The sequence below is a fragment of the Mycoplasmopsis gallopavonis genome, from assembly GCF_900660635.1.
Lineage (GTDB): Bacteria > Bacillota_I > Bacilli_A > Mycoplasmatales > Metamycoplasmataceae > Mycoplasmopsis > Mycoplasmopsis gallopavonis.
Genome location: NZ_LR215032.1, coordinates 200,964 through 213,133, shown reverse-complemented (window position 1 = coordinate 213,133; position 12,170 = coordinate 200,964). Strand labels below are relative to the sequence as shown.

Below are 12,170 nucleotides of genomic sequence, written 5' to 3'. Positions count from 1 at the left end.
CGAAATATGGACACATCCATATTTCGTGTTTTTATATATTTAGGAGGTATTATGAGACAATTAAAGGCACATGAATGATTAGAACTATTCGGTAGCTATGAAGATTACAAAAATAATTTGATATCAAAAAATGATTTTGAACTTAAATATTATTCAATCAGAGGTTTTAGTTTTTTTGATAGAAAATTCAATGAGGCTAAAAAATATTTTGTCTTCAAGTATAACAGATATAATTTAGGAATGATAAATATAGAATCGCAAACAGGTAAATCATCTAAAAAAGGTAAAGGGTCAGGTAGACCAAAAAGGCAAAAAATTACTCCTATTGAAATTGTAAAAAAGGAATGAGAAAAAATGCCTAAGGAACAATTGATTGAAATTTTAGAAATTTATAAAGACTCTTTTGATAGAAATAATATTGAAGTTGATATTTCTAAAATTAAGAAATCTTCACTTTCTACAAGAAAATTGGGCCTATGCTTTAATAAATCTAAGTCAACAATTCACAATCTAAAAACTAAAGAGCAGCAAACAAGAAAAAAATCTGTAAATACTAAATATGATGAATTAATAATTAAGTCATTTAAGAAAAATAAGGGTTTGTTTGGTAGAAAAAGATTGGAAAGTTATATTAGAACAAAATTCCAAATAGATCTAAATTATAGGACTATTGGTAGAGCGATGAGAAGATTAAACTTATTTTGTTTAATCAGAAGAAAGAAAATAGATAGAGAACAAAAGAACACAAACGTAAAATTTATAGATCTTGTTAATCGTGATTATCACGGAGAGACAAACCAAATAATTGCCACTGATGTTACTTATATTTCTGCACCAAAAGATTGCTTAAACAATTTTGTATTTTTATCTGTTGCGATTGATCACAAAAGCAAATTTGTTGTTAATTATAATCTTTCAAAAAGAAATGATTTAGAACTAGTAATGGAACATATGTCTAAAATCAAAATGGATAAAAAATGAATAGCTCATTCTGATCATGGTTTCCAATATTCTTCAAAAACTTATGTAGATTTAATTCAGAAAAACAATGGTGTTGTATCAATGGGTAGAGTAGGAAATTCTTTAGATAATAGAGAAGCAGAATATTTCTTTTCAATTTTAAAATCAGAATGTTTAAAATTAATCGATATTACAAAAATAAATTTTAATGAATTAAAATCACTGATTGATGATTTTGTGTTTTGATACAACAACGAAAGAATTCAATCAGTATTAAATTGAAAAACACCTCAAGAGTGTTGAGGTGTTTTAGTAAATTAAACTTTTTGTCCACTTTTCGTGTCCCAGTTTAACAAATCTAAATTTGTGGTTTTTTGTTTTTACCTTTTAAGATTAATCAAAGTCTAATCCACTACCATTATCTGCTTCTTGTTGTGTCATAATTTCCTGAGTTTCCAAGTTGGAAGCTCTTTTTTATACCTTTTACCTTATTACTTATATACATAGTATATAAGTACACTTTTTAATTATTTTAATTTTTTACAATGATTACAATGATAATAATGTATAATATAAATATGAGTAACTACATTCTGTATAAAAGAAAAAACCCAAAAGGGATTTACATTGCATTAGGAATATCAAAAGGATACGGTAAAGGGATTGGGAATTTAGTTGGATTAGGTTATTGAGAAGAAATTAAAGAAAAATATTCTCTACAAAACATCGATGATTTAAAACCAATTGCTAGATTGGTTCCTGTTGGAGAAGATAAAATTGAAGTTAAAACCAAATTTTTCCAATTGCTTAACCCGACATCTGTTGAAACAAATGTAAAAAATATGGGTATTAAACTAGGACAGAAAAAATTAACAATTTATCAAATTGGATAGCCCCATACTATATTCGTATGGGGTTTTTCAATTCAAACATGATTGAATTCTAAATTTATTGTATCAATGAACATAATTAGATATCACTTTTTCTAGTTCACTCAAAGTCATAGCTTTGATATTTAAATCTCTAATTAATTCAGTTTTTAAATTTGAAAATCAATATTCCACAACTCTATTATCTAAACTATTTCCTACTTTTGAAAGTGAAATTATTCCACCTTTATTTTGAATAAAACGAGAAAAATCATCAGATGTATAAGTTGAGCAATGATCTGAATGTAATATAAAACTTTTTTCAAAATCAACATTTTCAAATGTTTTGTAAATTAATTTGGAATCATTAAATTTAGAAAGAGAAAAACTAATTATTTCTTTAGTTTTATGTTTAATTACTACTGAAAGATAAACATTATTGTTTATTGCATCTTTTGTCGCTGGAAGATATGTTACATCAGTAGCATATATATTTCTGTTATATACATCATTATAATCTCTATTAACAATGTTTTCTTTTATGACAGATGTATTCTTTACTTCTTTTAGTTTTTTTCTTTTTCTGACATTGCAAAATAAACCTAAGGCATTCATATATCTTCCCAGAGTTCTTTCGTTTATGTCTATTTTATAGTGCTTTAAGATAAAATATTTTAATTTTTGTCTACCATATTTAGATCTATTTTGTTTAAATGAATCAATAATCAAGTCTTGGTACTTTATTTTTCTGGATTTAATTCTAGGAGCAAAATTATTTCTTTTATGTTTGGATATTGTTTGTCTACAAAGATACAACAAAATAGCAAGTTTATACGAAGCCATATTAATATGTGATGCCTCTTGAACTTTTTCTGTTTTAAATTTATCTTTTGTAATTTCTCTATATCTTTTTGCAATTTCAATTAAATCTTCTCGTGTAAAAATGTCTCAATTTATATCTTGTTCTTTCGCTTTTCTTGACCTACCGGTTCCAGGCTTTCTTGGTTTTTTATTCATATTAAAATTATAATGTTTTAATATTCTTCGTAATCTCGCTTTCACATATTTATCTTTTGCTTTTGCACCATATTTATACATCAGTTCAATCGCATCCTTTTTACCTAATTGAAAAAATGTATTATAAATTTCTTTTTCTTGTTCTTCTGTAAAATGTTTTCCCATTTTTTCTCCTTTAAAAATATAAAAAATTAACATTCGAAGGAATGTTAATTTTTATTGTCCTAGTTTATATTGAATTGATTTATAAAGTAATTAAAGAACTAGATTTATTTAAAGGATTACCTAAAACTAAACACAAATCTTTAGAAGAAGTATTAGAATTTATTGTTGCAACAAGAATAATTCAACCAAGAAGTTATATTTGTCAATACAAAAACAAAAATGATTTTTTACATGAGATAGATGTAAAAAAATCTTCAATTTATAACTATTTTGATACTTTTTTAGAATATAAAAATACAATTTTAGTCAATATTTATAACAAAATGCAAGAATTGACAACTAGAAACACAAAATTAATGCATTTTGATAATACAACTGTTTATTTTCAAAGTTTTTCAAGAGATGGTTTGAGACAAAGAGGTTTTTCTAAAGATGGAAAGCATGATGAAGATCAAATTGTTGTGGCTATGGCAGTTGATAACAATGGCATTCCTTTTCACTATAAAGTCTTCGAAGGAAATACTGCAGATTCTAAAACTCTTGTGAAATTTTTAGTCGAAATGCAAAGAATTTACAAAATAAAAGACACAATAATAGTTGCTGATAAAGGTATTAGTCAAAATGCAAATTTAAGATATTTGGAACAAAAAGGATATAAATATATAGTTCAGAAACGTATTGATATTCTTGGAAAAGAAGATAAAGCATTTATAGTAAATGATCAAGGATTTGTTCAAGAAAATGATTATTTTACTAAATCTAGATTCATCCAATCTGTTTGAGCTAAAAACAAAAATAAAAAAAGATATAGCGATATCTTTAGAAAACAATTTGTCTATTTTAGCCCTTCAAAACAAACTTTAGACAAAATAAAAAGACAAAATCTTATTAATAAATTGGAGAAAAAGTCTATTAACGGTGAATTGCCATTAAGTGCTTTGGTTCCAGAATATAAGAAAAAGTATATGGATGTAGATGGTAAAACAGTCGGAAGATTAAATATCGAAAAAATTAAAAAAGTAGCTAATGAAGATGGCTTTTATATGATTGAAACCAACATAACAAACATAGATTCAAAAGAAGCGAATGAAATATATAAGGGACAATGAAAAGTGGAAGAAGGATTCAGAACCTTAAAATCAGCAATCGAAGTTAGACCGATGTACGTTTATAAAGACGAGCATATTCAATCTCATGTATTTTTATGCTTTTTGTCTCTAATTGTTTTGAAATATTGCATTTATAAATTAAAGAAATTTTATAAAGATAATGGAGAGATTCAAAAACTCACAATGAATATGTTTATAGATGCATTGAAACTTATAACAATCACAACAAAGACTGTGAATGGTAAAGTTGTAAGTGAAATCAAGAATAATTTAGACCCAGAACATAAGGAATTAAACAAAATATATTGTGATTTTCAATATGCGGTTGATGGTCTATCATTGTAATTTAGAAGCACAAAAAACGAATACGCCTTATTTGTAGGTGTATTCGTTTTTTTCTTCATCACAACTTGGAAACGCAGGAGATCAACTTCTTGCATATATTTATTATTTAGAAAAACCAAAAGATCGCCATTCTTCTCGGACAATTGTTGAAGTTTTACTTGACGCTTTAAACAAAGGTTACTTAAAGAACCCACAATAATATAAGAAAAACCCTGAGTTTCCAAGTTGAGACGCTATAAAAAACGAATACATCTATAAATAAGGTGTATTCGTTTTTTTACATTTAAAATTACACACATAGAATTAACTCATACATGCGATAAAATCTTTATAAATTTTTATATTTTCTTTGTGGTTTTCATCCAAATCATTAATTATTTCTTGTACCACTTTTCCATTTACTTCTTTTTTTGTTATAGTCATCATTCTTAATGAATCCACAAATAAATCTAACGTCACTTTTTGTATTTCTCCATTGATTTCATAATATTTCTTTAATTTATAAAGACAGTATTTTAAAACAACAAGAGCAATGAAACATAATAAAAGATGTGCAAGTATATGCTGTTCATTATGAACAAAAACAGGTCTAACTTGTAAAGAAGATTTTAATGTTCTGAAATTTTCTTCTACTTTTCATTGTTTTCTGTAAATTTCATTAGCTTTTTCTGGTGTTAAATCTAAAATATTGGTTTCAATAATGTAAAAACCATCTTCAGATTCTTTTTTCTTAATTTTCTCTCAATTTAATTTACCCACTGTTTTGCCATCAATGTCCATGTATTTCTTTTTATATTCTGGAACTAAAGAACTAAGTGGGGGTTCTCCATTTACAGTTTTCTTATTCAATTTATCAATAAAATTATTTCTTTTTAATTTATCTAAAGTCTTTTTCCCAGGACTGAAAAACACACATCATTTTCTGTATTTACCATTAAATCTATTTTTGTTTCAAACAGATTCAACAATTTGTTCTTTCCAAAACATTTCATCTCTAAAAACATAATGTTTGTCCTCAAGAATGAATTTTTTCATCCCAATACTTAATGTATCTAATCTTTTTTGGAATATATATTTAATTCCTTTTTGTTCTAGGAAACGTAAGTTTGCATTGTTATTTATTCCACGATCTGCAACTATTATAATATCCTTTATTTTATAGATTGATTGAAGTTCTAAAACGAAGGATAACATTGTTTTACCATCAGCCGTGTTACCTGGGAACACTTTATAGTGTATTGGTATTCAGTTTTCATCTACAGCCATTGCTATGACTACTTGATCTTCATTGTGTTTTCCGTCTTTTGAAAAACCGTTTTTTCTTATTTCTTCTCTTGTAAAGCTTTCAAAATAAACTGTTGTGTTATCGAAGTGAAAAACTTTATTATTACGATTTGTGAATTCATTTATTTTTTGAAATAAATTGACTAAAACAGAATTCTTATTTTCGAAAATAACATCAAGATAGTTATATATTGATGATTTTTTAACATTAATATCATTTATAAAATCACTTTTATTTTTATATTGTGACATATAGCTTCTTGGAAGGATAATTCTAGTTGCTATGAAAAATTCCAAAACCTCTTCTAACGATTTATGTTTACTTTTTGGTAATGCCGAAAATAAATCTAATTCTTTAATAACTTTATAAATTAAATCAACTCCAATATTTTGGATACTTGTTTTTACAGAAGTAGGTTTTAATAATTTAAAAAACTCTTCTTTTGCAACAGTTTTATCTAAAGATGTATCTACTTTTTTTGCTATTTCTTTTATATCTTCAATTGAAGATAATCCATACTTTTCTTTGATATCTTCTCAGTACCCTAGACCAATCTGATTTCCATAACCTTTTTTAAAACCTTTAGAAATAGCTAAAACTAAATAATATTTTCCATTTTGTTTTTTCTTGCATAAACTGTAACTCATGCTCTTATTATATCATTTTATGTGTGTAATGTAAGTAAAAAAAACATTTTTTTCTTTAGGTCATATATCTTTGATATATGTATAAAAAAATAAGCCTAAAAAATAGGCTCAACTTGGAAACTCAGGAAACAAAGGTTACTTAAAGAACCCACAATAATATAAGAAAAACCACAAATCTAAATTTGTGGTTTTTTGTTTTTACCTTTTAAGATTAATCAAAGTCTAATCCACTACCATTATCTGCTTCTTGTTGTGTCATAATTTTAAGTGATCTTAGGGTACCAGAAGCAAGTAGTGCTCCTTTGACAATTTCGTCATCAACGATAATTGTTTTAATTGTTCCGACATTTGAAATACCTTCAATAAATGCTTGTCACTGAGCAATTCAGTTACTTCCAAAATCATTTTTATTTCCCCTTAAATGAACCTTGGTTGTTCTTGGGTCACCAAAAAGAATTTTCGGTTTATCAGGAGGTCCTCAGTTAGAAAGAATTGCTGTGTATTGACTATCTTTAATTTCTGAGATATCTAAATCAAAAGTAGTTCCTTGTGAAGGGAGTTTAATTACTCTGAATTTATAGTTTTCAAGATTAATCCCTCTAAGTGATTTAAATTGAGTTTCTGAAAGGTCGATTTTAATTGGATATCCACCATCTCCTCACACACCGTTAAAAATTGCTCAACCAGCATGAGTACGCAATACCATATCAAATCCTTTTTTCACTTCTTCAAGTGTTGAACCTTTACTTGGACGAATTATATTAAATTGAATTGGACCGTATTGCACATCATGAGTTCGATAATTATCTCATCCTTTAGTTGCTGTTCAATCGTGAGCAACAAAATCAGTGTGTTGGAAGACGATAGGATCGATTCCTCAACCGTGAATATATTCTGTTCTAGTTTCATCTCCAAGGTTATCATCTTGGTTATTGATTGTTGTTCCTAATTCCACTTGTTTAAAGTGTCTATTTTTAAGATATGATAAACCTGTCATAAATTCTGTGTCATAAAATAGTGTTAATTTATCAATTTGTGGAGGTAATTGTCTTAATATTTCGCTAATATCTTGATTTTTATCTTTTGTTCCAATGTTAGAAATGAATAAACCAGTAATTTCTGTATTCTTTCTTAAAAGATCGATAATTTTGTTAACTGCTGTTGGATTTGAAGCATCCATGAATGCGACAATTTGATCTGGTTGTGCTCTTCCGGCTTCATTTCCACGTTCTGCTGTATATTTTCTAACTTCGATTCCATCACCAGTGATAAATTGACGGTTACCTGCTTGTGTAACTCTTTTTGAACTACCATATTTACGATCAGTTAAAACAGTATCTTTTCATCCTGGGTATTTTCCTGCACCTAAATCACCACCAGTTCTACCGTATTCAGAATTTTTTCCATCATACGCAAATGCTCTTGCTTTGTTAATTTTCTTCTGGTTTTGGTATACTGGGTTATCGTTAGGATCAGCAAATCCTCAAGTTGGATATGGGTTTGAAGGATCGATAACAGCTCAGTTAAGAACCATTCCTTTTTTGTAATATTCTTCGGCATTTTCAAGGGTTGCTTCCATTTGAGCTTTAAAGATTCGTTTGTGATCTTCGGCTGTTAAAGAGTCATTTATTGGAAAAGCACTAGATCAATTTAGGTCTTTAAGTTTTGCTCCATTTAAATATTTGGCCATATTTTCAAGAACTCTTCTAATAACTTCTGGATCTTTTCCTTCAGGTTGATAGAAGCGAGCAAGATCATCAGCGTTAAATTTATAGTTAGGATCTGAAAGTTTGCTAATAATTGAACGAATTGCTGAAACTTTTTCTCTTTGTTTAGCTATTTTTTGATTTTCAAGAGCTTTTGCTTTGATGTTTTGGATAGTTGAAGCTTTAGTGTCTCCTTTAACGCTATGTATATCAATTTTTTTACCACCTTGAGCGATAATTCTCTTAATTTCTTCTTCCGAAGAAGTTGTTATACTTGGAATATTTTTATCTTTTTCTTCTGGTTGAACCGGTTCTGGTTCTGGTTCAGGAGTTGGCTCGGGGGTAGGTTGTGGTTGAGGTTCAGGTTCAGGTGGAGTCACGGGTTGATTAATAAGCTCAACTATATAAGTATTTGTATTATCAACTCTCCCTCTAACTACATTTGTTGTTGCGTTTGAACTGGCAAATTGATATTCACTTGGTAGATATTGACTAGCATCAAAAGTTTCGTCTTCATATTTTGTAACAGTTAATTCTTTAATCAATTTGTCGTTTTTATCTTTATAAATTAATTTGGTTTGATCCATTTGACGAATTTTATCAAGTGGAATTATATTTATTCGATCTAATTGAATGTTAGCTTGTGTAAAGCTTGGACTAATTTGATATTTTTCAGGTTTTCTTTGATTGATTTGCTCGATTGTAATTTCGGTATCCCCATAAGTAATTATTGTTTTAAGAGGTCCGATTTGCTCATTTTGGTAAACAAATTTTAATTGTGTTTGGTGTTTTACTTTTGTCTTTTTAATAAAGAAAGTATAATGTCCACCAGGTTTTAAATTATCAAATGACTGCGGTTGTAAGTTTTGGGGTTCAAATTCATAACCATCTGGAATAAAGTTTGCTGGATTAACTTTTTGATCATCAATTGTGACAACTTTTTCACGTCTAATTAATTCTTCTGTTGTATTTTTGAGTTTGAAAAACAAAATAGTTTCGTATTGCTTGTGAATTTGTTCCACTAAAATATCATTGACTTCCCCTTTTGTATAACTTGGATTTTGATTATCATCAGGTAATTTAAATCCACTTGGTAAATATTTTTTAAGATCAAAATTCTCAATTGTATCTAAGTCTAAAATTAAAGGATTACCCACTTCTTGATTAGTTTCTTTATCGATAAATCTAAAAGTAGTTTTAACAACTTTTTTAATTTTTTGAATAAAAATAGAGTTAACTTGACCTGCTGTTAGAATAATTTCTGTTCCTTTAGGATAAGTTTCAGGAACAAGCATATATCCTTCGGGGATAAATTTTGAAATATCATACTTAAATTCTTCTTTTGTTTTTGTTTTGATTTTAATTGGTTCTCCAATGACGGTTTGACCTTCCTTAAATTCAATTGTTGTTTCTATTTCTTCTGAGATAAGGTTTGTATCGTTTGGAGCATTATATTCAGGTTTAATTATTACAAAAATTTTATCTGAAAGTTTTGGTTCAGCATTTCGAGGACCAATAGTTTGTTTGTCTTGGATATCTGATTTAGAACGACTATTAAAAACAATTGAACTAATTCCAATTGCTCCAATTGCAGAACTCCCTAACAAAAGAAATGATTTAATAATTTTATTCTTTTTGGCTCTAATCATGTTTTTCTCCTATTTTCAACTATCTTCTTAGTCTAATTTTATTTTACTTATCCTTATATATACTAAATTATAAAACTTATTAATTTTTTCGATTGTTTTTAATTATAAAAATAATTAAAATTACCATATTTTGAATATCGATTTTAGTTTTTAAAATCTTTTAATTTTTAGAACTTTTAATTCATTTCATTTAAAAAAAGAAAGTAAAAAATAGCAAATCTCTTAAAAAGATCTGCTATTTTTGTTTAATTAATTTACTAGATGAAATTCTAGCTTTTTAACCATTAAATAAATGGTCAACCTAAGCAAAATACTAATGTAGCAAGTACTGCAAAACAGAATGTTAAAATAAATATAACTAATGCTTTTACTCATCATTCAGTTGGTTGTTTTTCAACAACTTCTGTTTCTACAACTTTAACAACTTCTTGTGATTTAGAGCTTGTTTCAACTGGTCAATCAAAGACTAAGAATTTAGAATTATCAACATTGTTTGTAAAGATAGCGTATGCATAATCTTTTTCTGGAACAAATCCAACATGTTTGTAATCAAATGAAACAAATGAAGTAGCTTGTGCTAATCTAATGTTTTCATCATTTTCCATTACATAAACAGCTGTTGCAGGTGTTTCTTTAATGTCGTTTGACCCAACTAATTTATCATTTAATTTTTCAAGTGATCTTGAAAGTGAGAATAATGATAATTTAGCAATTTTCTTCATATCATCTTTGTCTTGAAGTTTTTCTTCTAATAATTTAGTTTGTTTAAATACATGATTTAAATTATTTTGAATTTTGTTAAAGTCTTCTTTTGAAGTAACTGTTTTATCTTGTAATTGTTCTACAAAACTTTCCACTTTTTTAGAATATAAAGCAACTGCTTTTAATTTATTTTTATCGCATAAGTCGTCGAAGTTTTCGTATTTTACAACTTTTTGTTCTGGTACATAAACTTCTTTAACAACTTCACGAACTACTTCTTTTTCAACAATTTTTTCAGTTGGTTTTTCAACAATAACTTCTTTTTCAGCTTGTGCAGCAGCTTCTTGACGAGCTTTTAAGATTTCAATTTGTCTTCTTAATAATTCTTTATCAGAATTTGAATCTTGTAATTGTTCCATAAGTTCGTTAAGTTCATTACTAAAATCTGAATTTGAAGAAGAAAGTAATGCAGAAAGTTCTAAAATTTTTGCTTTAAGTTCTTCGATTTCTAAGTCTTTCTTAGATTTTTTTCTTTCGATAATAATATCATCATCTACTGGGAAATATGTATTGTGATCATTTAATACTTTGTAATCTGTTACTTGTGATAAAGATTCTGCAGCATCTTTATCGTTTCTGAAACCAGATTCTAAAATATTAAGTTCAGCTAATGTTTCTTCATAGTTTAATTTACCATCAAACTTATCAACATTAAGCTCATATTCCATTACGCCCTGAGGGTTTTTTTCGGCAATTAAAAGACCACCTCAAACTTTACGGTCGTTTTGGAATCAAGTTGCACAATCGTAACCTAAAGATAAAAATCATGTCATGGCATCTTTACGTGTTTTAAAAACAGCTAAAGCTGAATCTACTTTTGGGTGTTTTAGTGCTCATGGGTAATTTTTATCTTTGTTTGGTTTGTACAAACATTGTAAACGTTTCATAATAGCTCCTTTTTATAAAAATTTGCCCTAAAAATTTGTATATACCTTTTTATTTAATTAAATAAAAAAATGATTAAAATAATCTTTTATATTATACAAGTTTTTTACTTTAATTTATAAAAAGACTATTAAGGACTAAAATAGCTTATTTTAAGTTAAAAATGATAAATTTGGATTTTTTCAAGCAAATATTATCTTTTTTTAAATTTACTTTATTTTAGATTAAAAATAAAGCTTTTTTAAGAAATAGTTGTTTGCTATTTTAGGGTAATTTTAATTTGAATATTAAAAATAAGTTATCTTTTTATTTTATAATTAAAAAACTATGGAATATAAAACAAAAGAGATAGCCGAAGGTAAAATTACTCGAACAGGTAAAAAGTTTGCAGTTGTGGAAACAGACGATCAAGTTAGCTTTATTATAAATAAGCAAGAAGTTAGTGATTTTCCAAAAACAAGAGTTTATGAGGTTCTTAAACTCAATGATCGCATTAATTTTGTTGTTTTAAAATATAGTGATGATAATTCTTATAATTATGCAAGTTTTAAACGAAACCACCCATCTTTTATGAATGGACCGTTTACTTATAGTCTTAAATCAACAGAAAAAGGTTTTCGCAACCTTTATAGTCATACAATTTCCTTTATTGAGAAACTCAATTTAAATTCTAAAAATGAACAGCAAATAAGAAACAAAACACATTTTAAAAATTTTAAAACTAACAAATAAACAAATCACGATTTTTTCGTGATTTTTATTTTTCAAAAA

Annotated in this window: 7 protein-coding genes and 2 pseudogenes; 5 read left to right on the top strand and 4 right to left on the bottom strand. The window is 27.1% G+C overall.

Translation table 4 applies throughout. From position 1 onward, the window contains the following. Positions 1-6 precede the first annotated feature (6 nt). The gene (locus EXC53_RS03265) at positions 7-1,281 is read left to right on the top strand and encodes an IS3 family transposase (protein WP_129724519.1); all 1,275 of its coding nucleotides are present in this window, start codon (positions 7-9) and stop codon (positions 1,279-1,281) included. 224 nt (positions 1,282-1,505) lie between these two features. Further along, positions 1,506-1,817: pseudogene (locus tag EXC53_RS03260) on the top strand (IS1634-like element ISMsy1 family transposase); the annotation flags it as partial. A gap of 12 nt (positions 1,818-1,829) precedes the next feature. Here EXC53_RS03260 and EXC53_RS03255 read toward each other — a convergent pair. Then, entirely contained in the window at positions 1,830-3,044 is a 1,215-nt protein-coding gene (locus tag EXC53_RS03255) for an IS3 family transposase (RefSeq protein WP_129724513.1), read from the bottom strand. A gap of 29 nt (positions 3,045-3,073) precedes the next feature. On the opposite strand from EXC53_RS03255, the pseudogene EXC53_RS03250 reads away from it, so the two are divergent. Both EXC53_RS03250 and EXC53_RS04225 read left to right on the top strand, forming a co-directional pair. Beyond that, a pseudogene (locus EXC53_RS03250) lies at positions 3,074-4,465 on the top strand (IS1634 family transposase); the annotation flags it as partial. Between the two features lie 37 nt (positions 4,466-4,502). Continuing rightward, on the top strand, positions 4,503-4,664 hold the full coding sequence (locus tag EXC53_RS04225) for a hypothetical protein (RefSeq protein WP_165261040.1): 162 nt from the start codon (positions 4,503-4,505) through the stop codon (positions 4,662-4,664). A 104-nt stretch (positions 4,665-4,768) separates the two neighbouring features. On the opposite strand, the gene EXC53_RS03245 is transcribed toward EXC53_RS04225, so the two are convergent. The 3 genes from EXC53_RS03245 to EXC53_RS03235 all read right to left on the bottom strand — a co-directional run bounded on the left by EXC53_RS03245 (position 4,769) and on the right by EXC53_RS03235 (position 11,401). Further along, a complete protein-coding gene (locus tag EXC53_RS03245) occupies positions 4,769-6,397 on the bottom strand; it encodes an IS1634 family transposase (protein WP_129724706.1) in 1,629 nt (542 codons plus the stop codon). Positions 6,398-6,608: 211 nt separating this feature from the next. Continuing rightward, positions 6,609-9,752: a putative immunoglobulin-blocking virulence protein gene (locus EXC53_RS03240; RefSeq protein ID WP_119572262.1), complete on the bottom strand. Its 3,144-nt coding sequence runs from the start codon at positions 9,750-9,752 to the stop codon at positions 6,609-6,611. 284 nt (positions 9,753-10,036) lie between these two features. After that, on the bottom strand, positions 10,037-11,401 hold the full coding sequence (locus EXC53_RS03235) for an MAG3090 family protein (RefSeq protein WP_119572263.1): 1,365 nt from the start codon (positions 11,399-11,401) through the stop codon (positions 10,037-10,039). 325 nt (positions 11,402-11,726) lie between these two features. Between EXC53_RS03235 and EXC53_RS03230 the strand changes: the two genes are divergently transcribed. After that, the gene (locus tag EXC53_RS03230) at positions 11,727-12,131 is read left to right on the top strand and encodes a S1 RNA-binding domain-containing protein (protein ID WP_119572264.1); all 405 of its coding nucleotides are present in this window, start codon (positions 11,727-11,729) and stop codon (positions 12,129-12,131) included. The last annotated feature ends 39 nt before the right edge of the window (positions 12,132-12,170 follow it).